This window comes from Brachybacterium tyrofermentans, assembly GCF_014897585.1.
GTDB classification, from domain to species: domain Bacteria; phylum Actinomycetota; class Actinomycetes; order Actinomycetales; family Dermabacteraceae; genus Brachybacterium; species Brachybacterium tyrofermentans.
In genome coordinates this window covers 1-438 of record NZ_JABUXW010000105.1, presented here as the reverse complement: position 1 = coordinate 438, position 438 = coordinate 1, and the positions used below count along the sequence as shown (strand labels likewise).

Sequence of the window (438 nt, the reverse complement as noted above, 5' to 3'; positions counted from 1 at the left end):
GCCACATGCCCTTGGGACAGATGCTCATCAGATTCGCGGCGTAGTGGGTGCGGCAGCGCTGCCAGGACGCTCCGGGCAGATGCGCGGCGATCGCCTCCACGAGGCCGGCGTGGGCGTCGGAGGTGACCAGGCGGACTCCGCCCAGGCCGCGAGCGACGAGGTCTGCGAAGAAGCTGCTCCACGCCGCGCCCGTCTCGCTGGTCGCGACGCGCATGCCGAGGACCTCGCGGTGCCCATCACCGTTGACGCCGACGGCCAGCAGGACCACCGCGTTGATGACGCGCCCGCCTTCGCGGACCTTCATCGTCAGCGCGTCAGCGGAGACGAACGTGAACGGACCAGCGGCGTCCAGGGGCCGGTGGCGGAACTGCTCGACATGTTCATCGAGATCGACTGCCATGCGGCTGACCTGGGACTTCGAGAGCGAGTTGATGCCGA

General features: G+C 68.9%; 1 protein-coding gene. It reads right to left on the bottom strand.

Annotated elements, in window-relative coordinates; genetic code table 11:
* On the bottom strand, window positions 1–438 hold a 438-nt coding region (locus tag INT49_RS20925; RefSeq protein ID WP_193119644.1), incomplete at both ends, for an IS256 family transposase.